At 47.7% G+C, this 26153-nt stretch carries 20 protein-coding genes; 11 read left to right on the top strand and 9 right to left on the bottom strand.

Annotated features, from left to right (window positions below; translation table 11 throughout):
- Window positions 1-33 precede the first annotated feature (33 nt).
- From Q0090_RS06930 to Q0090_RS06900, 7 genes are all read right to left on the bottom strand, one after another.
- Window positions 34-2445, bottom strand: coding sequence for a leucine-rich repeat domain-containing protein (locus Q0090_RS06930; protein ID WP_297949125.1), 2412 nt, complete (start codon window positions 2443-2445; stop codon window positions 34-36).
- 206 nt (window positions 2446-2651) lie between these two features.
- The gene (deoC, locus tag Q0090_RS06925; protein ID WP_297949123.1) at window positions 2652-3533 is read right to left on the bottom strand and encodes a deoxyribose-phosphate aldolase; all 882 of its coding nucleotides are present in this window, start codon (window positions 3531-3533) and stop codon (window positions 2652-2654) included.
- Between the two features lie 11 nt (window positions 3534-3544).
- On the bottom strand, window positions 3545-3928 hold the full coding sequence (locus tag Q0090_RS06920; RefSeq protein ID WP_297949121.1) for a nucleotide pyrophosphohydrolase: 384 nt from the start codon (window positions 3926-3928) through the stop codon (window positions 3545-3547).
- 9 nt (window positions 3929-3937) lie between these two features.
- Entirely contained in the window at window positions 3938-4390 is a 453-nt protein-coding gene (dtd, locus tag Q0090_RS06915) for a D-aminoacyl-tRNA deacylase (RefSeq protein ID WP_297949119.1), read from the bottom strand.
- Window positions 4391-4404: 14 nt separating this feature from the next.
- Complete coding sequence (gene uvrC, locus Q0090_RS06910; protein WP_297949116.1) at window positions 4405-6219, bottom strand: excinuclease ABC subunit UvrC; 1815 nt, start codon at window positions 6217-6219, stop codon at window positions 4405-4407.
- A gap of 49 nt (window positions 6220-6268) precedes the next feature.
- Window positions 6269-8149, bottom strand: coding sequence for a tRNA uridine-5-carboxymethylaminomethyl(34) synthesis enzyme MnmG (gene mnmG, locus Q0090_RS06905; protein WP_297949113.1), 1881 nt, complete (start codon window positions 8147-8149; stop codon window positions 6269-6271).
- Between the two features lie 142 nt (window positions 8150-8291).
- Window positions 8292-9269 carry a polyprenyl synthetase family protein gene (locus tag Q0090_RS06900; RefSeq protein WP_297949111.1) on the bottom strand — a complete coding sequence of 326 codons (978 nt, stop codon included), beginning with the start codon at window positions 9267-9269 and terminating at the stop codon, window positions 8292-8294.
- A gap of 267 nt (window positions 9270-9536) precedes the next feature.
- On the opposite strand from Q0090_RS06900, the gene Q0090_RS06895 reads away from it, so the two are divergent.
- Window positions 9537-10757 carry a hypothetical protein gene (locus Q0090_RS06895; protein WP_297949109.1) on the top strand — a complete coding sequence of 407 codons (1221 nt, stop codon included), beginning with the start codon at window positions 9537-9539 and terminating at the stop codon, window positions 10755-10757.
- 343 nt (window positions 10758-11100) lie between these two features.
- Entirely contained in the window at window positions 11101-12243 is a 1143-nt protein-coding gene (locus tag Q0090_RS06890; protein WP_297949107.1) for a glycosyltransferase family 4 protein, read from the top strand.
- Window positions 12244-12640: 397 nt separating this feature from the next.
- Here the strand turns inward: Q0090_RS06890 and bioA are convergent, their stop codons facing one another.
- Window positions 12641-13924 (bottom strand): adenosylmethionine--8-amino-7-oxononanoate transaminase, encoded by a 1284-nt coding sequence (gene bioA, locus Q0090_RS06885; RefSeq protein ID WP_297949105.1) that lies wholly within the window; start codon window positions 13922-13924, stop codon window positions 12641-12643.
- A 698-nt stretch (window positions 13925-14622) separates the two neighbouring features.
- Between bioA and Q0090_RS08010 the strand changes: the two genes are divergently transcribed.
- The 7 genes from Q0090_RS08010 (at window position 14623) to Q0090_RS06855 (ending at window position 20428) form a co-directional block, all read left to right on the top strand.
- Window positions 14623-14844 carry an SH3 domain-containing protein gene (locus tag Q0090_RS08010; protein ID WP_366136547.1) on the top strand — a complete coding sequence of 74 codons (222 nt, stop codon included), beginning with the start codon at window positions 14623-14625 and terminating at the stop codon, window positions 14842-14844.
- Between the two features lie 286 nt (window positions 14845-15130).
- A complete protein-coding gene (pyrB, locus tag Q0090_RS06880) occupies window positions 15131-16045 on the top strand; it encodes an aspartate carbamoyltransferase (protein ID WP_297949103.1) in 915 nt (304 codons plus the stop codon).
- A 23-nt stretch (window positions 16046-16068) separates the two neighbouring features.
- Entirely contained in the window at window positions 16069-16533 is a 465-nt protein-coding gene (locus tag Q0090_RS06875) for an aspartate carbamoyltransferase regulatory subunit (RefSeq protein WP_297949100.1), read from the top strand.
- A gap of 19 nt (window positions 16534-16552) precedes the next feature.
- Window positions 16553-17143, top strand: coding sequence for a flavin reductase family protein (locus tag Q0090_RS06870; RefSeq protein WP_297949098.1), 591 nt, complete (start codon window positions 16553-16555; stop codon window positions 17141-17143).
- Between the two features lie 26 nt (window positions 17144-17169).
- Window positions 17170-17766 carry a LemA family protein gene (locus Q0090_RS06865; protein ID WP_297949095.1) on the top strand — a complete coding sequence of 199 codons (597 nt, stop codon included), beginning with the start codon at window positions 17170-17172 and terminating at the stop codon, window positions 17764-17766.
- Window positions 17767-17858: 92 nt separating this feature from the next.
- Window positions 17859-19085: a TPM domain-containing protein gene (locus tag Q0090_RS06860; RefSeq protein ID WP_297949093.1), complete on the top strand. Its 1227-nt coding sequence runs from the start codon at window positions 17859-17861 to the stop codon at window positions 19083-19085.
- A 254-nt stretch (window positions 19086-19339) separates the two neighbouring features.
- On the top strand, window positions 19340-20428 hold the full coding sequence (locus Q0090_RS06855; protein WP_297949090.1) for an Ig-like domain-containing protein: 1089 nt from the start codon (window positions 19340-19342) through the stop codon (window positions 20426-20428).
- Window positions 20429-20572: 144 nt separating this feature from the next.
- Here Q0090_RS06855 and Q0090_RS06850 read toward each other — a convergent pair whose 3' ends face one another.
- Window positions 20573-21514 carry a ribose-phosphate pyrophosphokinase gene (locus Q0090_RS06850; RefSeq protein ID WP_297949088.1) on the bottom strand — a complete coding sequence of 314 codons (942 nt, stop codon included), beginning with the start codon at window positions 21512-21514 and terminating at the stop codon, window positions 20573-20575.
- Window positions 21515-22125: 611 nt separating this feature from the next.
- On the opposite strand from Q0090_RS06850, the gene recJ reads away from it, so the two are divergent.
- Both recJ and Q0090_RS06840 read left to right on the top strand, forming a co-directional pair.
- Entirely contained in the window at window positions 22126-23871 is a 1746-nt protein-coding gene (gene recJ, locus Q0090_RS06845) for a single-stranded-DNA-specific exonuclease RecJ (RefSeq protein ID WP_297949085.1), read from the top strand.
- 29 nt (window positions 23872-23900) lie between these two features.
- Window positions 23901-26036 carry an ATP-dependent DNA helicase RecQ gene (locus Q0090_RS06840; protein WP_297949080.1) on the top strand — a complete coding sequence of 712 codons (2136 nt, stop codon included), beginning with the start codon at window positions 23901-23903 and terminating at the stop codon, window positions 26034-26036.
- The last annotated feature ends 117 nt before the right edge of the window (window positions 26037-26153 follow it).

Raw genomic sequence — 26153 nt, 5'->3', positions numbered from 1 at the left:
ACATCCTCAGATAACCATTATTTACCGCTAAAACTAGCGAACTACAACCTTAAACGATGATGCACCAAGGCGCACAATGTAAAGCCCTTCGGCTACGGCCAAACGCACTGCGCCCTGCACCTCAGCCAGGCGAGCCACACATGCTCCGGAGAGCGAGTAGACAGCGGCAGGCTCCTTGGTGGCACTCTGCAATACGATAGCCCCCTCTAGCCCATAGGCATTACCTTGCGGCATATTCATGATCTCCGTAGAGTCCCAAACCGAAACCTTTTGGAACTCGCGCCAACCCTCAGCCTCTTTGTACTCAGCCCTTGCCTCTTCGCTCATAAGTCGCAACTCGGTATTTTGGAAGTGCCATGGTGAGAATACATTATCACCAAGGTCGGGAGGCGTGAGCGCCTCAACTACAAGGCGCTCGAGATGAGTACAGCCATAGAATGCACGCTCCTTGATCTCGGAGGTAGTAGCAGGTAAGGTCAGAGAGGTAAGAGCTCGACAATTGAAAAATGCCCACTCATCAATATCCGTAGTCTCAGCTCCCAAAGTAATCTTAGAGAGCTTCGTACAATTAGCAAAAACATAGGCCGGAACAAATACAATGGCCTTGGGGAGCTGTACCTCCTTGAGCGAAGCACATCCAAAGAAAGCACGGCTCTCCAACTCCTTGAGCCCCTCTAGCGATGGCAAGGTCTCCAGAGCTTGACAGCCGGAGAAGGCATCTTCGGCAATTTTTTCGAGGCTCGGCATCGAAAGGCTCTTGAGGGACTTACATCCCGAGAATTGCTCCGCATGGATCTCCGTAACACTCTTAGGCAACTTGAGAGAGACGAGAGCTCGACAATCCTTCCAAGAGAAACCCGGGAGCAGATTGTCGGGATCCTCCAGCTCGCTAAAGTCTACCGACTGGGTTATCGATGGGAAAATCTCAAGAGCTGCCTTGGCATCCTCTTCTTTCCAACGCCCGGAGATCTTCACATCCTTGAGCGCAAACTGAGAAACCTTATCCCCTAGGTTTGCAAGATAGTCTGCAAGACTCTGCCCCTCCTCACGGAGGGCAACATAGTCGAGAAGACGCTTCGTATCCGACAAGACAAAGTGCTGCTGAGCAGCTCCCGTCAGGCCTTTAATCTCCTTCCAACCGGGAGCCGCCTTATAGGCTTCGAGGCTCGCCTCCGGCACATGTAGATAGAATTCTTGATCACTATTATACCCCCTAAAAGACTCCAACCCCTTAGCCTTATCAAGCGGCAAGGGCGTAGGCATATCGGCATAAACAAGAGAAAGTTTTTCACAACCGGCAAAGGCCACCTCTCCCAGCTCCTCAAGAGCAGAAGGCAACGTGGCCACCTTTAGATTTTCGCAACGCGCAAAAGCCCCATAGGCAATGGTACGCACCTTGGAGGGAACCATAGCCGCTTCGAGGGCAGTACGAGCAAAGGCCCCTCCCATAATCACCTCAAGCGATGCCGGCAATACCACGCTGGCAAGCGAAGTACATCCACTAAAAGCAAACGGTCCGATATAGTACACATTCGAGGGAATATTAACCTCGGAGAGGGCACTACACTCCTTGAAGAGATTGCTGGGAATAGAGTCGAGCCCCTCGTTGTAGAAACGTACTTTTGCAAGATTTGTACACCCCTCAAAAGCACTATGCCCAAGCGTATCGAGCATATAAGGAAGGTCCACCTCCGTAAGGCCTACACACTTCTCGAAACAAAAAGATCCGATAGAGTACACCTCCTTACTCATCTCTACATTCTCTAGCGTAGAGCATCCCTTAAATAGACCGCTCCCCAACTTGTGGATCCCCTCCGGCAAATTCATACGCTTGAGAGAGGCACACCCACTGAAGGCAAACGGCCCTAAGAAGGAGAGATTCTCGGGTAGCTCGATCTCTTCCAATGCACTACAATGCTCGAAGGCCGACGCCCCAATGCTCTTTACACTCTCAGGTATTGTGATCTCCTCTAATGCCGTACAATAGCCAAAAGCCATCTCGTGAATACTATCGAGCTCCGCAGGCAACGTGATCTTGGTCAATAGCTCCCCATCTTGGAGCGAACGCAAGGATATCACCTTTACCGTCTCGGGCAGAGTGATCTCTTTAAGCGACTTTGCGAGCTCTGATTGGAAAAGCCAAAAGCCGGGCATTACCCTCGGTCGGGTCTCTATTTTGTCGTACATAGGTGTATAACTTCCCCCCGGCACAATCTCTATCCCGGAAAGGTCGAGCACCTCTACCCCCTGCAAATCGCGAAGAAAAGCAAAGTCGTTTGCATTCATTTCTCCACTAAGGATGAGTTGCTTTACATCCTTACCGGTGAGCTGCTCTTTGAGCTTGCCGGCAGTGGTTTCTACACTTGTTTGAGCATACATAGAACTGATGCCAAACGCCAAAAGGCACCCAGACAAAATTTGTCTCAGCATAGCTTTCGTCTTCATAGAACTCTAATTAGTAATTTACAATTTGCCACAAAAATACATATTCTAGACAAAAAAGCTCCTCCTTTTAGATTCATTTCTAAAAAGAGGAGCATTCCAAATTCTAAATAGCGAAGCGGAGGTGTGGAAACCTTCTCGCCACGAACAATTAAAGCGGCATCCGGAGGCGGCTACAAAATTTAATCTACTACTCCAACCCCAGATGGCTACTTACACTCCGCAATAGCCTTTATGAGGTTACCGGCCAAGCTACTTGCCCCTATGCGGAATAGCTTATTGGTCTTCCACTCAGCCCCCAAGACCTCCTCTACAATGCAGTAGTACTTGACGGCCTCTTCCGCCGTACGGATCCCGCCGGAGAACTTAACCCCTCGCAAGAGGCCGGTCTGTTTGTGGTAGTCACGAAGGGCACAACACATCGTATAGGCAGCACGAAGATCGGCTCCGGGATACTCTTTGCCGGTGGAGGTCTTGATGAAATCGGCACCGGAGTAGAGCGAGAGAATGGAAGCCTTACGTACCAGCTCAGGATCTTTGAGAAGCCCCGTCTCCAATATCACCTTGAGGTGCGCCGAGCGACATGCCGCCTTCTGTTCCTCTATCTCCTCCACTACAGCCGAATAGTTACCCGGAAGGAAGTGATTGAGATTCAGCACAATATCTATCTCATCAGCACCGGCAGCCACAGTAAGAGCCGTCTCTGCCAACTTAATCTCTAGGAAAGTTTGTGATGCCGGAAAGCCTCCACTTACAGCAGCAATACGCACCCCGTCTGCCTTCATAAACTCCTTTACAACAGGCACTTGTAGGGGATATACACAGACCGCAGCCACGTTGGGAAGCCCCTCCTCGGGGTGAGAAGCCGTGTGATTTACCGTCTCTACAAGCTTTTGTACACTCTCTTTGGTATCCGCCCCGGCCAGAGTTGTAAGGTCTATGGTGCTGAATAAAAAGCGAAGAGTATCTGCCGAGTAAGCAGTTTTATAGCGACGAGCAATAATCCCCTCAACGATCTTGTCGATCTCTTCGGGGGAAGATGCCGGAGTAAAATGCTCAAAAGTCTCTTGGATTTTTCCTTGTAGTTCCATCTTAATTCGAGTTATTTATTGTCTTCTGATTGCGCGTGATTCGAGGGAGAAAAAGAGCTGTCGTCAGGGCTCTGAAGGCGAGGATTCTGTCGATGCCGCTCCCTATCGCGCTGCGTCTTTTTCTCCAGATTAGCATGCAGAGCCGCCTCAAGGTCGATGCCGGTTTGGTTGGCAATGCAGGTTGCTACCCATATAAGATCGGCCAATTCGTCGCCCAAATCTCCGAGGGTAGCACCCTCCTTCAGGCTTTGCTCTCCGTAGCGGCGAGCCATGATACGAGCCACTTCTCCCGTCTCTTCGGCGAGAATTGCCATATTCGTTAGCTCATCGAAGTAGCGCACCCCGTAGGTATGAATCCATTCATCCACGGATTTTTGCCATTCGTTTATAGTCATAGCTCTCTCCTATCGATCCCTAGCCGTATCTATCGTGATGGTCACTGGACCATCGTTGAGTAGCTCGATTTGCATATCGGCCCCGAAGCATCCTCGTGCCACTTTTTTACCGAGTAGCTCCTCCAAAGCGAAGCAAAACTCGTCGTACAAAGGGCGACTGATCTCAGGGCGTGCAGCATGTATATAGCTAGGTCTATTCCCCTTCTTTGTGCTAGCCATTAGGGTGAATTGGCTTACAAGCATCACCTCTCCGTCTATATCTACCACGGATCTATTCATTACCCCCTCCTCATCATCAAAGATGCGCAGGGCGGCCAGCTTCTTACAAAGGTAGCTAATTTCTTCGCGACCATCCTCCTCCGCAATACCGACCAATACCATCAAACCTTGGGATATTTGGCTGATAAGCTCTCCTCCAACAGAGAGGCGGGCATACCGTACCCGCTGTATTACAACTCTCATTTATATACTCGTATCTATGATTTCTCGTCTGTGGGATGCAGTGCTTTGTACACAATTGCCCCTCGTTTCTTTCCAATAAGAGACTCCAGATCGGCCAGAGTAGCCGATTTAATCCGCCTTACACTCTTAAAATGCCGGAGCAATGCCTCCTTGGTTTGCTTTCCAACCCCCTCTATATCATCGAGTGCCGAATGAATCTGATTCTTGCTCCGAACCGCACGATGGAAGGTTATACCAAATCGGTGAGCTTCGTCTCGAATATGCATAAGTGTACGGAGCGTTTCGCTATCTCGAGAGAGAAAAAGAGGATTCTCCTCACCCGGGAAATAAATCTCTTCCATGCGCTCTGCCAAACCGATTATGGTAGTGTCGGGTGCTCCTATCCCCATGGCAGAAAGAGTTTCCACCGCAGCCTCTAATTGCCCTCGCGCTCCATCGATTACGATCAACTGCGGCAAAGGAAGTTCCTCCTCTTGCAAACGGCGATAGCGGCGCTCTACAATCTCCCGCATAGAGGCCAAATCGTCGGCTCCTTCTACAGTTTTCACGTGAAACTTTCTATACTCTTTCTTGTAGGGTTTTCCGTTGCGAAAGACCACACATGCAGCCACTGGAGCTGTTCCCTGTAGATTGGAATTGTCGAAACACTCAATATGTCGTGGTGCCACAGGCAAGTGCAAATCTTGCATCATCTTATTCATCAGACGCTGTACACGCTGCTCCGGATTCAGTTTTTCGGCACGCTTTAGTTGATCCAGTTTATACCGCTTCACGTTATCTAAGGATAGCTCCAAAAGCTTCTTCTTCTCGCCTTGCTTCGGAATAGTAACGGAGAATTGGCCCAAAGAGTCCCAACCTAAGGAATAGGGCAAGATCACCTCCTTTGCTTTGCTTTCGTAACGGCCTCGCAACTCTGTGATGGCGGTGGCAAAAATCTCCTCAGCCTCCTCGTCTATTGCTTTTTTATACTCCACCGTAAGGGCTCTCACGATAGCGCCCTCATGCACCTGCATCATATTGACGTAGGCCATAGCTCCCTCCTCCTCGTAGGAGAAGACGTCAATATCGTGGCGCGTCTCGGGGGCTACGATATGTTTTGTACTATACGCTTGCAGCATCTCAAGGCGGGTCTTTTCTTGTCCCGCCTCTTCGTAACGAAGCTCCTCGCTAAGAGCGAGCATCCGGCTGGTTGTTTGCTGTATCACCTGCCGTAGATTTCCCTTTAGCAACTCCACCGCAGCGGCAATATTATTGAGGTACTCTTCTCTCGACACGAGACCCTCGCAGGGCGCTTCGCAGCGCTTAATATGATACTGAAGGCAGCGAGCGTACTTACCCCTCTCTATTGCCTCCTGGGTAAAGTGATGCCTACAAGTACGCACTTTGTACATCTCTCGTATAATCCCCACCATGCCATGCGCCATAGCCACACTGGTGTAGGGTCCGTAATAATCGCCCCAAGAGGGGTCAATGGTGCGGGTTACGAATATCCGAGGGAAGGGCTCTCTTGTTACCACAATACTTGGGTAACTCTTATCGTCTTTGAGGAGTATGTTGTACTTGGGTTGATAGGTCTTGATCAGATTGTTTTCGAGCAGAAGAGCATCACTCTCGCTTGCTACAACAATGTATTTTACATCTACAATCTGGGCAACCAACTGGCGTGTTTTTCGATCGGCGTGCTCCTTCTGGAAGTAGCTACTCACCCTCCGCCTTAGATTCTTTGCCTTACCCACATAGATAATCTCCCCCTCGGCGTTGTAGTATTGGTAGCAACCCGGGGAAAGCGGAAGGGTGGGAAGGATCTTTTTTATCTCCTCGAGCGTCATAAATCTTAGGGGCGGTTCTTTTGTTTCACGTGGAACAAAACGCAGCTAATTACCTACCACAGAGCACTAAAAGCACGCTAATATCGTGAGGCGACACCCCGGGAATACGTGCTGCCTGGCCTATCGTTTCGGGGCGGATGCGGTCGAGTTTCTGTCGGGCTTCGGTGGAGAGCTGCTCCAGCGTGAGGTAGTCGAATCGGTTCCCCAGCGTAATACTCTCGAGGCGCATGGCTCTATCCGCTTGCTGTTTCTCCCGCTCTATATAACCGGCGTACTTGACATCAATCTCCACACGCTCTAAGATCTCCTCGCGCTGTGAGGCTATCTTCTCTACAAACTCACGGAATTGTGGCAAGACCTCTAGCAAAAGATCGAGGGTCAATCTGGGGCGAAGCAATAACTCCCGAAGGCGAATTGCATGTTTTAAGGGCTGCTCTCCCTGCTGCTCCAGAAGGCTATTAACTCTCTCGGGACGAACCGAATATTGAGCCATAAAGGCCTTCACTTCTTCAATCATTTGCGCCTTATAGGTAAAGCGATTTCTTCTCAATTCGGAGGCTAATCCCAGCTTCATGGCATAGGGCGTAAGGCGATCGTCCGCATTATCTTGACGTAAGAGGGTACGGAATTCGGCCCTCGAAGTAAACATTCTATAGGGCTCATCTACTCCTTTTGTTACGAGGTCGTCTATCAATACTCCTATATAGGCCTCACTGCGTTGTAGTACAAAATCGCCTAAGCCGTGGACGTCGTTGTGGGCATTTATCCCGGCCAAAATACCCTGACCGGCAGCCTCTTCATAGCCCGTAGTACCATTGATTTGGCCTGCCATATATAGCCCCCCAAGGAGCTTATGTGCCAGAGTTGGATAGAGCTGTGTAGGGTCAAAGAAATCGTATTCTATGGCATAACCGGGGCGATAAATACGCACATTGCTTAGGGCCGGGAGGGTACGTAGCGCCGCCAATTGCACCTCCAGAGGAAGGCTCGAAGAGAAGCCATTGAGGTAGTATTCGTTGGTGTTTTCGCCCTCGGGCTCAAGGAAAAGCTGGTGCTGTTCCTTATCGGCAAAGGTTACGATCTTAGTCTCTATACTTGGGCAATATCGTGGGCCAATACTTTGTATCTGACCATTGTAGAGGGGAGAATCGGCGAGCGAGGCGCGAAGTATCTCGTGGCATTCGGGCGAAGTGTAGAGAATATGACAAGGCAATTGACGCAGGGTATTCGCACCCTCCGTGCAGTAGGAAAAGTGATGGAAGTCGCCTTCGTCGCCCTTTTGCTCTGTAGTGAGGGACCAGTCTACGCTGCGTCCATCGATGCGAGCCGGGGTACCCGTCTTCATTCTGTCGGTACGGCACCCTAAGTCCCTCAGCTGCTCGGTGAGTCCATACGAAGCGGGTTCACTGATGCGCCCGCCCGGTATCATGGTACGCCCAAAGTGCATCATTCCTCCCAAAAAGGTGCCTACAGTGAGCACTACAGAGTAAGAGTAGAACTCTTTGAGCAACAAGGTTTTAACCCCAATTACTCTCCCGTTTTTTACGAGTAGCTCTGCTACACCATCTTGCCAGATGTGAAGATTAGGAATTGTGTCGAGCGTTTCTCTCCAGTGCTCCATAAAACGCATACGATCGATTTGGGCACGAGGGCTCCACATGGCAGGGCCTTTGCTTCTATTGAGCATGCGAAATTGTATGGAAGAAGCGTCGGAGATCCATCCGGACCATCCCCCAAGGGCATCCACCTCTCGTACTATTTGCCCTTTGGCAATTCCGCCCATAGCCGGGTTGCAACTTAGCTGGGCTATCTTATTCATGTCGTGCGTGATAAGTAGCACACGTGAGCCCATTGTAGCAGCAGCGGCAGCAGCCTCGCAACCGGCATGCCCGGCACCGACCACAATTACATCATACTCTTCGCGATTCATAGTGTAGTCCTATATTTCTTCCCACAAAGGTATAAAGAAGCCATAGAATGCTCGTTTGGGAAGATGATATCTATCTGATAAAGAAGGGAAAAATACCTTTGGCACTCCCCTACCCTACTCTCTTTTATGGTTTCGGAAAGACTTAATAGGTGCGCTTGCCGAGGTATTCTGCAAGCAAAACAAGGGACTGATTAGCCGGAGAATTGGGAAAACTTCTCAGAATATCTAAGGCCTTCGAGAGCTCCTCTTCCAGCCTCTTTTGGGCATAGGCAACCCCTCCGAATTGGTGTGCCATCCGGAGCAACTCTGCAATGGCTTTTTCGTCGCTTTCCACCCTCTCGAGTAGGCTCTTTATTCGCTCTTTTTGGTCGCAATCAGCTTGTTTATAGATATATATGAGTGGGAGCGTTATCTTACCCTCTTTAAGGTCGTTGCCCACGGGCTTACCCACCTCTGCCTCCATTGTATAATCAAAGATATCGTCTCGGAGTTGAAAAGCAATCCCAAGATGCCTACCTAACTGCATCACCTTCAGTAGCTCTTCGGCCTCAGCATCTACACTATACATACCCAAGGCGGCGCAAGCTTCGAAGAGGGTTGCCGTTTTCTTTTCTATGATAGAGAAGTAATTCTCTTCGTCTATGATGCAATCTGTAGCCACTTGTATCTGCAACAGTTCTCCTTCTGAGAGGTGCTTCCCAAGGTTGGCCACGGTGCGTATCAGGCTGGAGCCACCAATCTCTGCCGCACGCAAAAAAGCTATGGAGAGGATATAGTCGCCCACCAATACAGCGGAATGGTTGTCGTAAAAGGCATTGAGGGTAGGTTGGCCCCGCCTCAAGGGTGCTTGATCGATCACGTCGTCGTGGATCAAACTTGCCATATGGAGCATCTCGATAAGTACGGCACACGAGACTGTACGCTGGCTGGGCACCTTGCCTTGTAATGAGACAAGGAGGCCCATCAGGATAGGGCGAATATGCTTACCCCGGGTTGCTGTGATCTTCTCTATAGACTGAGCAACGATAGGACTTTCGGCAACAAAGGCTCGGGCATACTCCTCCTCGAAGGCCAAACGATAATCCGCAATCGGCTGAACTATTTGCTCTATTATATTCATGCTCCCATATCTCTAGGCGACACAATCTCCGCACTATATCTACTTGTTTCCGATAAACAAAAGTAGTACTTCTCGTGATGATATCAAAGATATATGGAGCATGAATTCGGAAGTTTCTATTCCGAAATATTGCAAATATCGCCCAATAAGTGATACATTGAAGCACAAATACGCATATCTTTGCGAGTAGGATAGCAAACCAAAGCCATCATTATCTGATCGCTCAAGAGCTATACCAGATAGATAAACAAACTAACAGAGAAGAAAATGAAACAAAAAAGCATTAACTATCTAGCCTCACTACTACTAGCAGTTGTGGGGTTCATGGGCTTCCAAAGCTGTGATAACGGTAACAAACCTCAACCACCGATCGTAAAAGAGACACTCTCCATTACACCCAAAGAAGCCTCTATCAAGATGGGCGAAACACTTACCATCAAAGTATTGTCCGGTACAAAAGAGGTAACTACCCAAGCTACCTTTACCACGGTACCCGAGGGCATCATATCCATCTCCAAGGAGGGTAAAATCACCGCTCTCAAGGCAGGAAAGAGCATTCTTAAGGCAACTTACAACGGCAAGCAAGCCGAAGCAACCATCACTGTAACCGAGAATGGAAATCAAGAGGTACAAGGCGACTTTATGTTGCCCTACCTACGTTGGTTCGATTCTGCCGAAGAGCTCATTGCCTTTGAGGTAGCTCGTGGCAATACTCCTCTGGAAAAAGACGAAAACATGCAGTACTACTCTTTTAGTACCAAGAGCAAGAAAATGCCTGTGATTAAGTATATTCTAGGGCAAGCTATCCAGATCGATTTGACTCCCGAAGTAGCTCAAAGCGAAGAGTTGAAGAGCTTCTTGGAGAAAAATGGATTCACCTATGGAAGCAATGACTGGACGCCCAAATTCATGAACCTCATGACGGATAAGTACAAAATAGTTACCGGATTTATCTATTCGGAATATCCCGGAGTTGGTACCTTCCTCGGCTTTAATCTAAAAGAACCCACTTTCGAAACTCTTCCCTTCCCCTTGCTCGACTGGAATGCTTCGGAAGACGCCATCAAAAAATTTGAAGAACAAGCCGGCCGTAAATACCTCGAACAGAGAACTGACAAACTTGGAAGAACAGAAATTATCTATGGCTCACAAAAACTCGGAGACGAATACGAAGAGATGTTTATAGCTCGCTACCTAATGAAAGAAGGTAAGCTCCTAAAAGTTCTCTTACAGGTAACTCCCGCCAACTACATCATCAAACCGGCAGGAGAAGGCTTTGGTATCATGGCTACTTTCGATACTTATGCTAAGGGATTGGGCTATACAATCTCCAAAACAGGGGATAAAAAGATAAACCTCTACAGCCATACTGAAAAGGGCAATAAGTTTACTTTGGGTCAGTGGACGATCAAAATGAAAGATGGACGCAAGCGCATCTTTGCGACTATGAACTTCGTTCCTATGGATGGTCCCGACATCATTGACTAATATTCCAAGGATAAGTCCTAAGTTAAGAAGAGGGGTGCTCAAAGTCTATTTGGGTACCCCTTTTTGCATGCTAGGCTATATTTTCCAGATTTTTAGAGCTTAAGATCCTAGATTGGTGGAGAGGAGAAAGGGGAGTTTACGATATATATTCTATTTGTAATCAACGATTTAATATGAGAATAGAAGGTTGTCAAAGGGCTCAATTTTCTCGAATTTGAATCCGTATTGTACCTCCCATCAGAAAATCTTGAAATTGGAAACCTTATTATGTTCGATTGGTGGAGGGTATGGAGGTTCGCCTTTATGTTCGTATTTTTGTCTCGGATAAAGAAAGTAGATTCGTATGAAAACAGAACCATCTGGGAGGAACCTCAGAACCCTTATCATCCATCGCGCACTCACTCCCTACCGCATAGATCTTTTCAATGCTCTCTACTCTCGCTATGGGTGCGACATCTACTTCGAAGAAAAAGAGGCCGAGAATCATCGTTTCAATCAAAGCCTACTAAAGTCGCGAGTTCGCTTTCCCTATAAATACCTATCCCCCGGAGTGGCCGGAATAAAAAACCTGCGATGGGATATTTTTAAGCTCGTAGCTCGGGGGCGATACGACCTTGTTCTCACCAGCGAAATTAACCTCACTACCCTACTCGCTCTTGCCGCTCGCTATATAGCTTCTCCCCATAGTCGCATCGTCTCCATGGTAGACGATAGTTATTCCCTTGCCCAAGAGACCGTAAGAAAGCAACTCAACCTAAAAGAGATTATCCTCGAGAGCGGTATGCTCGATGGGGTGATACTGTGTGACCGGAGGGCTCAAGAGGTATATTCTCACAAGTTTGGAAAGGGGCACCGCTACCACACCTTGCCTATCCTACAAGAGGAAGAAATGATCCGAGAGATATTGCCGCCGCTCTACCCCAATGCAGCTGCGCTTCGTAACCATTATACCCATCACCCCTCCGACAAAATACTACTCTACGTAGGGAGACTCTCGCCGGAAAAAAATCTAGACAGCCTTATTTCTGCCTTCTCTCGTGCCTTTGAGCTGCAAAATGACGTACACTTAGTACTCGTAGGCGATGGTCCTTTAGAAGGCTTCTTACGCGCCAAAGCGGAGAAAACTCCTTGCCGGCAACGGATTCATTTCGCAGGGAGAAAAGAGGGCGAAGAGCTTTATAGCCATTACCTTATGGCGGATGCTTTTGTACTTGCCAGCACCCTAGAAAGATTTGGTGCGGTAGCCAACGAAGCTCTTACCATCGGGCTACCTAGTGCCATCAGCAGGGCTACCGGTATTGCCAGTATGCTGCAAGGGACACGAGGGGTAGTACTTTTCGATCCCTTCTCTCTAGATCAAATCGAGGAAGCTCTCAAGGCTACTCTACGCCTTGCCGACACTCCTTGGCATCCCGATCGCAGCTCCCTCATGCCTCAGACGTTCGGCGATATTCTTCCGGCTCTCTACTCCTTTTTAGAGCGATAGGCCGTTCATAACTTCTCTACAAATAGGGGGTAATCTATAGATTATAGACTACCCTTTTCTTTTCCGTTAGCAAAATAAATCGACCTAAACAAGGCGACTTAGCACGAGTTATAAGTGGATTATCACCCTCTTATCAACCTATAATTGCAGAGGGTTTCTGCTCCGGAACGACCTCTTTGGTAGACCCTATTGTTGAAAAGTAGCATAATCCCTAGATTTTATCAGCTAAATCTATGTTCATAACTAGGTAAACAATTCGTCTATATAGCGTATATAACGAGTAGATATAGCTGTTGGTAAGTACAGAATGAGCCTAGGATGAGAACACAATTGATCCACCCTCTACTACTACTATATGTTCTATTTATAAAGAATATAGAATAAGAAGAAAGGTCTATTACCTACTCTCAGCAATGGCTGCCAAGAGACCGGTCGTAAGCTTATGGAGCTGCTCCCGATTGATAATGTAGGGCGGCATCAGGTAACACAGACGCCCAAAGGGACGCACCCAAACCCCATGCTCTACCAAAAGACGCTGCATCTTTGCCATATCTACCGCTTCACGCATCTCCACTACCCCAATGGCTCCCAATACACGTACCTCGGCAACCGTATCGAATGACGTAGCCGGACTTAATTCCTCCCTTAGTTGGCACTCTATTGCTTTTATGCGCTCCTGCCAAGGAGAGTTGAGCAAGAGACGTAGACTTGCGAGTGCTACGGAGCAAGCAAGCGGATTAGCCATGAATGTAGGTCCATGCATAAAACATCCTGCCTCACCACTACAGATTTGGTCGGCAATGCTCTTGTGCGTACAAGTGGCCGATAGGGTCATGTAGCCCCCTGTTAGCGCCTTGCCAATACACATAATATCGGGTACTACCCCGGCATGCTCGGCAGCAAAGAATTTGCCCGTCCTACCAAAGCCGGTGGCAATCTCATCAAAAATGACCAATATACCTGCCTCATGCGCCTTTCGTATCGCCTCCACTAGATATTGAGGATGGTAAAAATACATTCCTCCGGCACCCTGTACAATGGGCTCCAAGATGAGTGCTGCAATTTCATCTCCATGCTCCGTAATAAGATCTGCAAAGGGGGCTATATCCTCAGCATTCCATTCTCCTCCAAAACGACTTTTAGGTTGAGGCAAAAAGTACTGCGCCGGTAACACCGACCCAAAGATGCCGTGCATACCCGTTACCGGATCGCACACACTCATGGCATGCCAGGTATCCCCATGGTAACCGGAGCGAATGGTTGCAAAATGTTTGCGTTTCTTATCTCCTACACTTTCGTGGTACTGAAGAGCCATTTTAAGAGCCACCTCTACAGCTACCGAACCGCTATCGGCATAAAAAATTTGGTCAATACCCTTAGGAAAAAGAGGGAGCAAAAGAGAGGCAAGCTCTACGGCAGGCCTATGCGTAAAGCCTCCAAACATGATATGACTCATGGACTTCAACTGCGTCTCTATCGCTCTATTGAGTTCGGGATTGTTGTACCCATGGATAGCGGCCCACCACGAACTCATACCATCAATCAATACACGTCCATCTTCGAGCGTAATCTCTACCCCTTTAGCACTCTGCACCGGATATACGGGCAAAGGGTCTATGGTTGATGTATAGGGGTGCCATAGATGGTTTCGGTCAAATGCTAGGAGTTCTTCTGTAGTCATCTTAGATATTTATTCTGCGTAGTACATTCACGAGTAGCAAAGGTACTTGATTAAGAAAAATCTCTTGCCCTAAAAAGATTCCGTTTCCAGCCAAAATAGGAGGGCATAATAGGCTAATATATTTTGAAAAACCAGCTACTTTCCGAGTCCATTTTCAGCCAGAAAAAATCGTTGATAAGTTGTAGAAAAGCCGTTGTAAACCTGTCAGCAAAAAAGAGGCAGCTACCCATAGGTAGAGCCAATATCCCCCCTCCCTTAAGGAATTAATTCGAGCTATACAAGGGAAGTTAGCACGAGTTATTGTTTCGTTATTGAGTTAGTTTTCTACGATCCAAAGGGGGAGAAAACCAAAAAGAGTAATCTAGACTGAGAATACTTATTGTTGATAATGGCTGCAAAGGCAGAATAAACCAAGGAAAATCCATGTTAATAATATCCTTGATAACTCGTTAGTCTGGCGTTGGTATCCCGGTTTATAAGTAGAACTTCATCTGTATGGTAGAGAGCTTTATCTACACTATGAACAGCCTTTTTTCTACCTCTATGTAATTCTATATTTTTATAATCAATAAGAAGATAGGAAGCAGAAAAGTTGGGGGCTAAAAGAGAAGCCGGCAATCTAAATTGATGGGAATATGATTATCTTTGCTTGTGCTAATTGTAGCGACATTAAATCATTATAATACCATTATAGCTCATTGCTTGGTTGTACTACGCTGAGGGATGTTCAGCTCTTGAAAGAACCCTCTTCGTCTTCCCCCGTCTCCATACGTATTGGGGCGGATGTTGTGGTTCATCCTATGGCCATAAAAGGTGAATGGGTAAAAGTAAAACATACGAATAGTAGCAACAAGAGTTTTACGGGATGGGTCAAAGCGAGTTCGCTTTGTGGTAATCCCATCACCCTTTGTTCGAGATAGAGGGGTAGACTTTATAGCTTTTCCGGTATAGGAAAAGTTACTCCTAATACTTAGGTGCGCTACCCTTATAATTTTTCGGTTTGAGGGTAGCGTTTTTATTCCTTTGGGCTCATCCCCCAATGGGTACTAGATTGTATAGATTCTAACTTTCTTCTGAGAGATAAAAAATAGTATCTTTGTATTGAGTGATTTTGGGACCAAATGAAGCGAAAGCTATGGGTTTGGTATGATCTCCCAACGGCCCCCGAATGCACGTAAGATTTGGTATTAGATTTTACATTAGACAATGAAACACCTCGTCTCTATTAGCCATTGTAGTGCAGAAGATATTATGCGTATTTTGGATAGAGCTGCTCTATTCGAGCGTAATCCCAACCGTGACTTTTTGCAAGGGCGTGTGGTAGCTACCCTATTTTTTGAGCCATCTACCCGCACCAGATTGAGCTTCGAGACGGCAGTTTGTCGCCTAGGAGGCAAGGTGATTGGCTTCTCAGATGCTAGTACTTCTAGCAGTACTAAGGGAGAGACCCTCAAGGACACTATTAAGATTGTTTCTAACTATGCCGATGCTATTGTGATGCGCCATTATCTTGAGGGTGCAGCGCAGTACGCTACGGAGGTGAGCCCTGTGCCTATTATCAATGCCGGGGATGGTTCCAATCAACATCCTTCGCAGACGTTGCTCGATCTCTACTCTATCCGTCAAACTCAAGGCTCACTAGAGCAGAAAACCATAGTGATGGTGGGCGATCTGAAGTATGGGCGTACCATCCATTCGCTGATAGAGGGAATGCAACCCTTCTCCCCACGATTTATTTTTGTGGCACCCAAAGAGTTGGCTTTGCCTGAGGAGTATCGCTCCTATTGTAGGGAGCACAATATTCCCTTTGAAGAGGTAACAGAGTTTACCTCTGAGGTAATTGCCGAGGCGGATATACTCTACATGACACGCGTACAACGGGAGCGATTTTCGGATCCTGAGGAGTATGAACGAGTCAAAAACGTCTATATACTCGACAGAGAGTTGCTCTGCATGGCTAAGCCGAACCTGAAAATATTGCACCCATTGCCCCGTGTGCAGGAGATTGCTCAAGAGGTAGACGATCATCCGGCAGCCTATTACTTCCGGCAAGCACTCAACGGATTGTATGTTCGCCAGAGCATTTTGTCCGAAGTATTGGGTATTGAGGTAAAAAATTGAGTCTCTAAGAGTAAACGCAAAGTATGAAACAATATTCAGAAGAGATGCCTGTTGCCTCTATCTGCAATGGCACCGTTATAGATCATATCCCGAGTGATAAACTTTTTAAGGTGGCTGCTCTTTTGCATTTAGACACCATGGGAAGCCCTATTACAATTGGTAATAATTTCCCTAGTAAAGTACTGGGCCGTAAGGGAATTATCAAGATAGCCGATCACTTTTTTGATGAGGATGTAGTCAATAGAATAGCTCTCATTGCTCCCAATGTACACCTCAATGTAATACGAGATTATAAGGTAGTAGAAAAGAAATCGGTAGAGCTACCGATAGAAATTGTGGGCATTGTACGCTGCTCTAACCCCAAATGTATTACCAATAACGAACCTATGGCTACTCGATTTTCGGCTCTACAAGGGCATGAGAAGGGAGTAATACAGTGTGCCTATTGTGGCCGTAAGGTGGTAGGTACCGAGGCCGAATTGAGATAAGAGAGAGACTTAGTAAGCTATGAAACAACACTGGAAACCCGGTACGATGATTAGTCCCGTACCGGCTCTACTCGTTACGAGTGCAAGTCCGGATGGTGAGCGAACCAATCTTTTTACGGCCTCTTGGACAGGTATTGTTTGTACCAATCCTGCAATGTGTTATGTAAGTATTCGCCCCGAGCGGTATAGTTATGAGCTTATCAAAGAGAGCATGGAGTTTGGGCTCAACCTCACTACCCTATCTATGGCAGAAGCCACCGACATGGCCGGCGTTATTAGTGGTAGGGATGGAGATAAATGGGCAAAAACGGGTTTGCATCCCGAGAAAGCTCAAGTGATACAATGCCCTTTGGTGGCTGAGAGCCCCCTCAGTATGGAGTGCCGTGTGCGTGAGATCTTGCCACTTGGCTCACACGATATGTTTTTGGCAGAGATTGTAAGTGTATCGGTAGATGAGTCTTTGCTCAATCCCGAGACGGGTAAGTTAGATCTCCATAAAAGTGAACTTCTTGCTTATGCCCATGGAGAATATTTTGGATTGGGGAGCTTTATTGGTTACTTCGGCTGGTCTGTAAAGAAAGGAAAAGAGCCTATTAAACAGAGAAAATAAGTACTAACTTTTAATTGAATAAAACTATGACAGAGAACAAAACACCCTTCGTTCTTATTGGGATTGTAGCTTTCGTTATCCTCATTGGAGGTTGGCTTATGAGCAGCTACAACGGTATGGTAAACGAAGATGAAAACGTAAATCTTCAATGGTCTGAGGTAGAGAATCAGTACCAACGTCGTCTCGACCTTATTCCAAATCTGGTAAACGTGGTAAAGGGATATGCATCCCACGAAAAAGAAACACTCGAAGGCGTAATAGAAGCTCGTGCCAAGGCTACCCAAACTACCATAGACCCAAGCAACATGACCGAAGAGCAACTTGCTAGCTTCCAGAAGGCTCAAGATGGTCTCTCCGGAGCCTTGAATAGACTTATGGTGGTAGTGGAGAAATATCCCGACCTTAAGGCAAACGAAAACTTCTTGCAACTACAAGCACAACTTGAGGGAACCGAAAACCGCATTACGGTGGCTCGTAAGGGCTACAACGATGCCGCTACCATCTACAATAAGAAGGTGCGTCGCTTTCCCAATAATATGCTAGCAGGGATTTTTGGCTTCTCGGTACGTCCCCAATTTAAAGCCCAAGAGGGAGCCGAATCCGCTCCTACGGTACAATTCTAAGTCCCTAAAAAAGGGTCGATAATACCATGAATTTGAAGAGACTTTTAGTTCCCTTATTAGGGATATTTCTGGCTCTCTCGACCCTCCTTCCAGTGGAGGCGACGGAGAGTCGAGATGTCTTTGAAGTAAAGGATGTACCTAATGTACAGATAGGGGATAGTCTACGTTTTGTATCTGATCCTGGCCATTTCTTGGATAGTTCGGAGGTGGAGGAGTTGGATAATAAGCTCCATCAACTTCGCTTAAATTTTGGGGTAGATGCTGCCCTTGTGGTGCTGCCTTCCATAGGAGATCGGACGATAGAAGATTTTAGTGTGGAGCTCTTTCGCTCGTGGGGATTGGGCAATAAGAAAACCGATAGCGGCTTGCTCATCCTTCTTGTGATGGACGTCCACAAGATTTTTATCACCACGGGCTACGGCATAGAAGGGGTATTACCCGATGCTACTTGCTCTAGTATCATTCGAAATCGTATGATACCCCACTTCAAAGAAGACGCCTATGCAGAGGGGCTCATGAGTGGAATAGATGCCATAAGTGAGATATTTAAGACGGGAGATTTTGAGGGATCAGATGGAGAAAATAGCACTGAAGATGAAGGAGGGGACTATATTCTTTTCATTTTCTATCTCTTAATTGTACTTTATTATGCCATTAAATCCTACGGTAAACTGACGAATATTTTCGAGAAAAAGGGAGAATACAAATACAAGAGTGCGCCAGAGCGATTGGCTCGCTTGAAGTCGAAAAATAGAACCTATAGTGTGATATTTGCCATTGCTTGTCTGCCTATTGGGATTGTGATTTACCTCTTAGGAAAGAATCTTTGTAAGAAGCTCGATAGGGAGAGTAGGCGTTGTCCTAATTGCGGAAAGGAAGCAATGCTACCCATTAGTGACCGAGCAAAAGTGCGTGCTCTACTCAATCCGCAGATGCTTCTAGAGACGGATATAAAGTCACGTGAGTACGGAGCGATGCAATGCAGTAGCTGTGGGTATGAGCATGTTTTTCCGGTGCGAGAACTTCCTTCGCGTTATTCCCGTTGTCCCAAGTGTGGTACTTATGCCTACTATGTTGTCCGAAGAGAAGAGACGACTAACCACTATATAACCCATTACAAATGTCTCTATTGTAACCATGAAGATAGGAAGAAGAGACAGAAAGAAAGTCCGGCAAGAGATATCGCTACAGCCGCAGCTGTAGGCAGTATTTTTGGAGGATTATCGGGTAGAGGAGGCTTCGGCTCTTCCAGAGGTGGCTCTGGCGGCGGCTGGGGTGGAGGTTCTACCGGAGGTGGTGGAGCCGGCGGCTCTTGGTAACTTATAGGAAGATAAGATGGGATTGCCCTGTGGATGAGATAACCATTCATAGGGCAATTTTTTGTTGAGTTGGGGGGGAAGGAGACGGCTAGCCGGCCGAAAAAGGAATAATAGACAGTTCTTTTGTATTGCGGAATTTCAAATAAAAATCTTACATTTGCGTCGAATAGGGTTAATGACGTGGAGATATAATTATTCCATTTCTTGAAGACCTTGATTATAATGAAGAGTGTAAATAAATCAAAGTGTAGGATATGAAAAAGAATTTATTGCTTATTGTAGGGTTGCTTTCTTGCCTATCTCTTCTTTTTTCGGGATGCGATAATGGAACTAAATCTCCCTCTATTCAGAAGGTTTCGGAGATAAAATTTGAGCAGGAGACAGTCAGTCTCTCCGTTGGTGAGAGTCTCATGTTAAAGCTCAATGTAGCTCCCAAAGAGGCTACTCTTGATGGGAAAAGTATCGTCTGGATCTCTAGTGATCCTAATGTTGTCTCTGTAAAAGAGGGAACCATTACGGCAGTAGCAGAAGGAAAAGCATCCATAACGGCTAAGCTAGAGGGACTAGAAGCTAAGTGCTTGGTTGAGGTAAAAGCTAAGGGATTTGAGGTCGATTTTCAGATCGTAACGCTGGAAAAAACGTCGGCTACCATCAAGATTGTTCCCAAAGATCCTACTATGCGTTACTACTATTATGCCATGACTCGGGAGAAGTACCAGACAGAAAGCTCTCGTACTGAGGCCGGTATTTATGGTTTCGAAAAGAGCTGGTTTATGTTCTTGAGCGAGGCAAATCCCGGCAAGACTTGGCAAGAATTGTTCTTGGAAGACTGCACAACGGGCCCTGCTACACTGAAGTTACCTAAGCCGGGCTGCCTCTCAACGCTGGATCCCGATTCTACTTATGTGGTATATGCTTATGCTGTAAACGACCAGGCTGAGCAGGTGGGAGGTGTAAAAACCTTGGAGTTTACAACAAAGTCGTCGGAGAAAAAGAACGTAACATTTGACGTTCGGATTGAGAATGTTTACATGAATGGTGTAGATGCCCTCATCAAACCCACAACCCACGACAAGTATAGTGTAACGGTACAGAAGAAGAAATTTGTGGACTTTTATAGGGAGAAAAATATGGAGTATAAGATGGCCAAGATGATAATAGAGGCCGATCTTTTGAATAATTTTACTCCCTATCTTGTTCAAGGAGAGTTTAAACTAACTCCGGAATATCGCCAGGCCTTTATGAAAAATGCGGACTATTACGTTGTGGTCTTCGCCTATGACGAAGAGAATGGTGTAGGCTCCGATCTCACCTATGTGCCCTTCCATACTAAGGCAGAATAGCTAGAAAGACGAAAAGCACTGTTATAAAAAGCCCCATCGTTGCCTGTAAAGGGACGGTGGGGCTTCGTTATTTTATCTCGCCTCGGGAGTAAGAAAAAGAATCTTACGAGAGGGAGATGGTAGACTAATTGAGAGCTCTATTCCTTAGAAAGAGTAGAGAGAGCTAATAGACTCGTGGCTGCAAACGCGCTTGATAGACTCTGCGATGAGTTCGGCTACTGAGATAATCTTTACTTTGGGAGAGCCCTTGGTGTAGGGGATAGAGTCTGTAAAAATCATTTCGGAGAGCCCGGATTCATTTACCCGCTCGGTAGCAGGGTCGCTCATTACGGCGTGGCTTGCCATAGCGCGCACGCTCTTGGCTCCGTGCTTGAGCATCAAGTCCGCACTCTTGGTAATGGTGCCGGCTGTATCTACAATGTCGTCTACGAGTAGTACATCTTTGCCTTCTACGTCCCCAATGATGCGCATTTCGGCCACTTCGTTGGCGCGCAAACGAGTTTTGTGGCAAATAACCATGGGTACCCCTAAGTGGCGAGCGTAGCTGCTGGCACGCTTAGTTCCCCCAACGTCGGGAGTAGCGACTACGAGATTATCCAGAGGCATCGTCTTTTCGATATAGTCCATAAAGACAGACGAAGCATAGAGGTGATCTACGGGTACATCGAAGAATCCTTGTATCTGATCGGCATGGAGGTCCATTGTGATAAGGCGCGTAATCCCGGCCGTGCTTAGGAGGTCTGCAATAAGTTTTGCGCCAATAGACACACGGGGTTTGTCCTTACGATCCTGGCGTGCCCAGCCGAAGTAGGGTACTACCGCTGTGATGTAGTGGGCGGATGCACGCTTAGCGGCATCGATCATAAGGAGTAGCTCCATTAGGTTGTCTGCAGAGGGGAAGGTCGACTGAACGAGGAAGACATCTCTACCTCGGATGCTTTCTTCGTACGAAACTGCGAACTCGCCATCGGCAAAATGTTGCGTTGTCATTCGCCCCATAGAGCATCCCAAACTTTTACAAATTTGCTCAGTGAGGTACTGGGATTTAGACCCCGAAAAAACCAAATAGGGATTTTCTGAAACCATTACAATAGTTGTTAGTAGATTATTCGTTGCACCTTGGTTCGTAGTAGCTACCGTCTCAGGCTTTTCTTTGCCCTCGGCAAGATAGCTCTCTCATTTACTTCTGCAAAAGTACCCCTTTTTACCTAATGGAGCACTCCGTTTAGGTGGCTTTTTTCTTAGATCTCTCTGTTTACAATCTAGGGGCGGGATATTCTTGGGAATTTACTAGGGAACCTACCTTCCAAAAATCAGGTAATAATGGCTTCCTTTTCTGCCTGATTTTTTCTTTTTTCTCAGCCTAAATCTCGCGGAATTTTGCCCGGAAAATAAAAAAATCTAGGGCAGTAACCGGAGAGGTTTTTAGCCAGAGTTTTTTTGCTTTCGGTGCAGAAGGGATTCTAAAGTGAGATTTTTGGCTATTTGGGAAGGGTTGGTTACATAGTTTAGGATTCGGCAGGTTTGAGGTTTCATTAGATTGTCGTAAATTTACGAGCCCTACTATTTGGGAGCGGCTTGCTCCCTATTTTTTGGAAGATATATTGCCGTGAAAGTAGGGGATAAGGTAGCTAGTGCGATCGGTGCGAGAGCCTCTGGTCGGAGTACCTTTTGAGAGAATAAAATAGAACAATATAATGACGAACAAATGGATTTGGAAGCCTCTAACAGACGAAGAGATTTCTACCAGCAACGACCTCATTGCGGAGCTAAAGTTGGCTCCCGTAGTGGGCCGATTGCTAGTTAAGCGCGGTATTACAACGGCCGACGAAGCACGTCATTTCTTCTCTCCCAAGCTCGAAGATCTCCACGATCCCTTCTTGATGAAGGATATGGATAAGGCTGTGGAACGCATCAATAAGGCGTTGGGGAAGAAGGAGAATATCTTGGTGTATGGCGATTACGACGTAGATGGTACTACGGCTGTATCCTTGGTATATAAATTCTTGCGCCAGTCGGGTTGTAGCGATCACCAGTTGCATTACTATATCCCGGACCGCAACGACGATGGCTACGGGGTATCGAAGCAGGGAATTGACCGCGCACACGAGTTAGGGGTTAAGCTTATTATTGTACTCGATTGTGGCATCAAGGCGATTGAAGAGATCGCTTATGCCAAGTCTTTAGGGATCGATTTCATCGTATGCGACCACCATACGCCGGATGGCGTTTTGCCTGATGCTGTAGCGGTGCTCGACCCCAAGCGCTCGGATAATACCTATCCTTTTGGGGAGCTATCGGGGTGTGGTATTGGCTTCAAACTGATGCAAGCCTTTGCCATAAACAACAGCATACGCATGCGTCGTCTTTACTCCTTGCTAGACTTGGTAGCCGTGAGCATTGCCAGCGATGTGGTCTCCACCTTGGGAGAAAACCGCATATTGGCCTACTTTGGTTTGCAGCAACTTAATCGCAATCCGTCGCCGGGTTTGAGAGGGATTATCAATATCTGCAACCTGGCGAATGAGGAGATTGACATGAGTAGCATCGTCTTTAAGATTGGTCCCATGATCAATGCTTCGGGGCGTATGATGGACGGCAAAAAGACGGTCGATCTGCTTATTAGTCGGGATATAGAGGAGGCAGAAGAGAAGTGCCTCGAGATTGTACAGTACAACGAGCAGCGGCGTGAGCTTGACAAGAAAATTACCCGAGAGGCCGTGCGTTTTATGGAGGATTTTAAGCCCCATAAGAAGTACAAAATCATAGTGATTCACAAGCCAGAATGGCACAAGGGGGTGATTGGCATTGTAGCCTCTCGCCTGGCTGAGCAGTATGCTCGCCCCGTGGTGGTTTTGAGTGGAGAAGGGGACAAAGTCTCCGGTTCTGCGCGTAGCTATGGGGGCTTCGATATGTACCATGCCATAGAGCATTGCCGCGATCTCTTGACCAACTTCGGGGGGCATCCCTACGCTGCCGGTCTCACCCTGAGTGAGGATAAGGTGGAGGAGTTTGCCGAGCGCATCCAGCACTATGCCGAGGAGAACGTATATGCCAAGCAGTTTAATCCGGAAATCGAGATTGATGCGGTGCTCAGCCTTGTGGAGATAACGAAGAGTTTGCACAAGAACTTGCAGAAAATGGGTCCCTTTGGTCCCGATAATCCCAAGCCCATCTTTATGACACGTTTCCTCTTCGACACCGGTACGAGCAAGGCTGTGGGCAAGAATGGCGAGCATATCAAGCTGGAGATGACGGACTCTCCGCAGATGTTCCAAGTCAAAAGCGGTATTGCTTACGGGCTCTCTTCGCATATATCCTATATCAAGAGTTACCGACCCTTCTCTATCTGCTACACGGTGGAAGAAAACGATTATTACGGCACTTCGTCGATACAGATACTGGTCAAGGATATCAAGCATGAGGATAATTTCTCTGCATAGAGTCGCTTAATGTTTTACCCGGATACGCTGTGAGTACATCTTCCGAAGAGGCAAGAGTGGAGGGTGCGCCAGCCTTTGATGAAGAGGAGGAATGGCGATCCTATTGCGATAAGTACGGCTATGAGCTAGACTCTGTTGCCGGTTTTGCGGATGAGCCGGAGGCCTCGTCCTACTCCCAAGGGGAGGGAGAGGAATTTATCTCTTCGCAAGAGCCGGACGAAAAAGAGGAGGGTAGAAGAAAATCGCACTTCGAAACTCCCGAAGAGGTCTTGCAGTACTATTGGGGCTACTCTGAGTTCCGACCCAAGCAGCGTGAGATCATCGATTCGATCCTTGCCGGGCGCGATACCCTGGGTTTGCTCCCAACGGGGGGCGGCAAGAGCATCACGTTCCAAGTCCCGGGTCTTATGATGCGGGGGGTTACCCTGGTTGTAACTCCTCTCATTGCGCTTATGAGGGATCAAGTAGAGCACCTCAAGGAGCGTAAAATACCTGCCGTGGCGATCCACTCCGGTATGGCGAGTTTTGAGATCCAGCGCACGCTCGACAATGCCATCTTGGGGGCCTACAAGTTTTTGTATCTCTCGCCCGAGCGTATTGCTTCACCCCTATTTCGCTCCATCTTACCGCAGCTCAAGGTGAGTATGATTGTGGTGGACGAGTGCCACTGCATTAGCCAGTGGGGGTACGACTTCCGCCCCTCCTACATGCGCGTGGCTGAGCTGCGTTCTTGGCTCCCAAAGGCGCCCGTACTGGCGCTTACGGCTACGGCTACCAGGTTGGTTGCGGAGGATGTGATGCGTATTCTGCATTTCCCCGAACCCAATATTATCCAGAGAAGTTTTTTGCGCCCCAACGTTGCCTATGTGGTACGGCACACCGGCGACAAGGCAGCCACGATGCTGCGCATTCTCTCGGGAGTGCCCGGCACCTCCATTGTCTACTGCCGCAACCGCAAGCGTACCGAAGAATTGGCCGAGTATCTGAGGGGGGAGGGAATAACGGCAGATGCATTCCATGCCGGGCTTACGCATGCCGAGCGCAACGAGCGACAGCGGCGTTGGATGGCCGGTGAGGTGCGTGTGATGGTGGCAACCAATGCTTTTGGTATGGGTATTGACAAGCCCGATGTGCGCTCCGTAATCCATTGGATGCTCCCTTCATCGCCCGAAGAGTACTTCCAAGAGGCGGGGAGAGCCGGCCGAGATGGCGAGAAGTCGTTTGCCGTGGCACTTGTGGATAAGCGAGATCCGATGCTCGTCCGTAGGCGTATTAGTGAGGAGTTCCCGCCCCGTCAGTTCCTTTCGGAGGTGTACGACCAGCTTACGAGTTTTTTGGGGATCGGCATGGGCGAAGGGTTTTTGCGTACATTCTTAGTCGATATTGAGAGATTTATCAAACTCAATAAGCTACCGCCTATTTATACGATGAGTGCCATTCGTCTGCTCGATACCGCAGGTGTGTGGGAGTATCGCGACAAAGAAGATCAGCACTCACGCCTTCTCTTTACCATAGACCGCGAGGCTTTGTACAACAATGCAAGCCTATCGCCGGCGAGTGATTCCCTCATTCAATTTTTGCTCCGTCGCTATACGGGTATCTTTACCGAGTATGTTTTTATCGAAGAAGATACCATTGCAAGGGCTCTTAACTGCACGGTAGAGACAATCTATCTGATGCTGGTTGATCTCTCTCGAAGCAACATTGTACACTATATTCCCCGCTCGTCTCTACCCAAACTCTTCCTTCTAACCCGACGCGAAGAGGGGCGCCACCTGCTCGTCTCCCGAGAGGTGTACGAGGTGCGCCGGGAGCGTCTGGCAGAGCGTATTGAGGCCATGATAGCCTATGCATCTGCGTCCGACACGTGCCGTAGTCAGCTGCTTCTCCGCTACTTTGGCGAGGAGGAAAGTGCGCCTTGTGGCATGTGCGATGTCTGTCTTTCGCATCGAAAGGGATCCCCCACTTCCTCTATTTCCCTCTCCGAGGCCGTGGCTTTGCTACAAAAAGAGTCTGAAGCACTGATCCCCAAAGAGGGGCTTTTGCCGCTCGTCTCTTGGCGAGAGCAGAGTAGGGTACCTTCGAGTCTTTTTTTTGAGGCTTTGCAGCAACTTTTGGCAAGGGGGCGAGTCATTCTCGACGGAGATAGTTGCCGTATCGCCTAATTCTCTGCCGTATTATACACTTTTCACCTGACAAAGTGGTAGAAGTTGGCCTAGGATATGTATCTTTGTGGGATGGTTAGTCGGTTTGATACTAGCAACACACCTTAGTGCAACTAC

Source organism: uncultured Porphyromonas sp. (assembly GCF_938023125.1).
Classification (GTDB): Bacteria; Bacteroidota; Bacteroidia; order Bacteroidales; family Porphyromonadaceae; genus Porphyromonas.
The sequence above is the reverse complement of the archived record's forward strand: the minus strand, read 5'-3'. Positions and strand labels throughout refer to the sequence as shown.

Bases quoted from the DNA above. Each gene is read 5' to 3' on its own strand.
- Q0090_RS06890 (WP_297949107.1), top strand. From the start codon at position 11,101: ATGAAAACAGAACCATCTGGGAGGAACCTCAGAACCCTTATCATCCAT.
- recJ (WP_297949085.1), top strand. From the start codon at position 22,126: ATGACGAACAAATGGATTTGGAAGCCTCTAACAGACGAAGAGATTTCT.
- Q0090_RS06875 (WP_297949100.1), top strand. From the start codon at position 16,069: ATGAAACAATATTCAGAAGAGATGCCTGTTGCCTCTATCTGCAATGGC.
- Q0090_RS06870 (WP_297949098.1), top strand. From the start codon at position 16,553: ATGAAACAACACTGGAAACCCGGTACGATGATTAGTCCCGTACCGGCT.
- dtd (WP_297949119.1), bottom strand. From the start codon at position 4,390: ATGAGAGTTGTAATACAGCGGGTACGGTATGCCCGCCTCTCTGTTGGA.
- pyrB (WP_297949103.1), top strand. From the start codon at position 15,131: ATGAAACACCTCGTCTCTATTAGCCATTGTAGTGCAGAAGATATTATG.
- bioA (WP_297949105.1), bottom strand. From the start codon at position 13,924: ATGACTACAGAAGAACTCCTAGCATTTGACCGAAACCATCTATGGCAC.
- Q0090_RS06895 (WP_297949109.1), top strand. From the start codon at position 9,537: ATGAAACAAAAAAGCATTAACTATCTAGCCTCACTACTACTAGCAGTT.
- Q0090_RS06920 (WP_297949121.1), bottom strand. From the start codon at position 3,928: ATGACTATAAACGAATGGCAAAAATCCGTGGATGAATGGATTCATACC.
- mnmG (WP_297949113.1), bottom strand. From the start codon at position 8,149: ATGAATCGCGAAGAGTATGATGTAATTGTGGTCGGTGCCGGGCATGCC.
- Q0090_RS06855 (WP_297949090.1), top strand. From the start codon at position 19,340: ATGAAAAAGAATTTATTGCTTATTGTAGGGTTGCTTTCTTGCCTATCT.
- Q0090_RS06930 (WP_297949125.1), bottom strand. From the start codon at position 2,445: ATGAAGACGAAAGCTATGCTGAGACAAATTTTGTCTGGGTGCCTTTTG.
- deoC (WP_297949123.1), bottom strand. From the start codon at position 3,533: ATGGAACTACAAGGAAAAATCCAAGAGACTTTTGAGCATTTTACTCCG.
- Q0090_RS06850 (WP_297949088.1), bottom strand. From the start codon at position 21,514: ATGGTTTCAGAAAATCCCTATTTGGTTTTTTCGGGGTCTAAATCCCAG.
- uvrC (WP_297949116.1), bottom strand. From the start codon at position 6,219: ATGACGCTCGAGGAGATAAAAAAGATCCTTCCCACCCTTCCGCTTTCC.
- Q0090_RS06865 (WP_297949095.1), top strand. From the start codon at position 17,170: ATGACAGAGAACAAAACACCCTTCGTTCTTATTGGGATTGTAGCTTTC.
- Q0090_RS06900 (WP_297949111.1), bottom strand. From the start codon at position 9,269: ATGAATATAATAGAGCAAATAGTTCAGCCGATTGCGGATTATCGTTTG.